At 34.0% G+C, this 751-nt stretch carries 1 protein-coding gene; it reads right to left on the bottom strand.

What is annotated here, in order from left to right; translation table 11 throughout:
* The coding region (locus KPL54_RS25840) for an L-fucose/L-arabinose isomerase family protein (protein ID WP_375373017.1) at positions 1-751 on the bottom strand (751 nt) is incomplete at both ends.

Raw genomic sequence — 751 nt, 5'->3', positions numbered from 1 at the left:
TAAAGCATTCCTTTTGGTTGATTAAATGATAATTCTTTGACACCTAAGTATCTAAATAAATTGTACATTGCTTTTCCATAATGGCCAAATGCAACTGCGCCATGATGTGGATATCTCTTTTCGATTAACACATTGCGATAGAATCTTGCCATCTCAGGGATTGCAAAAACACCAATAGATCCAAATGAGCGAGTTGAAACTGGTAGTACTTCACCTTCTGCTACATATGCTGTTAATTCTGCTTCTGCATTGCTTTGTAAACGGAAGAATGTTATTTCGCCTGGAACAATATCTCCTTCAAGTGTTCCGCGAGTTATGTTTGGTTCTACATTAGGTTCTAGGGATCTTGCCATAATTTTTTGGAATTTCATAGTACCACTTGTTAATTTACAGGCTGCTGTGTTACCACAATGGAATCCCATAAATGTGTCCTTTAATGTATAATCAAATTTTCCTTTAATTTCTGATTCATACATATCATTTGGTACTGTATTATTAATATCAAGTAATGTTACAACATCTTGGCTTATGCAAGTTCCTATATATTCACTTAATGCACCATAAATATCAACTTCACATGATACAGGGATTCCCATTGCAGTTAACCTACTATTTACATAACAAGGTACAAATCCAAATTGTGTTTGGAATGATGGCCAACATTTATTTGCAAAAACAACATATTTTCTTGAACCTTTATGTTCTTCCATCCAATCAAGTAATGTTATTTCATATTGAGCAAGCTTTGGCA

Origin of the sequence: Clostridium estertheticum, assembly GCF_018861295.1 — a bacterium.
Classification (GTDB): Bacteria; Bacillota; Clostridia; order Clostridiales; family Clostridiaceae; genus Clostridium_AD; species Clostridium_AD estertheticum_D.
The sequence above is the reverse complement of the archived record's forward strand: the minus strand, read 5'-3'. Positions and strand labels throughout refer to the sequence as shown.